Source organism: Shewanella sp. 10N.286.45.A1, assembly GCF_041470405.1.
GTDB lineage: Bacteria > Pseudomonadota > Gammaproteobacteria > Enterobacterales > Shewanellaceae > Shewanella.
This window is the reverse complement of sequence record NZ_JBFRMK010000267.1, coordinates 1,845-2,060: the sequence shown is the minus strand read 5'-3', so window position 1 is coordinate 2,060 and position 216 is coordinate 1,845.

Below are 216 nucleotides of genomic sequence, written 5' to 3'. Positions count from 1 at the left end.
TGTGCTTGACCAGAATAATTATAGTGCCCTGGCTAAAAGCGAACCGTAAGGTTCTAATGCCGATCATTTAGCATGAAAATGATCGGTTGACTGATCTACTCAGTCGTTCAGAATCCGAGTTCTGTTTCAGAATCCGAGTTCTGTTTCAGAATTCGGATTTTTTATGCTCGTCTCACAAGCCCTAGATATCATCAATCAGGTAAAGCCTAACAAAGT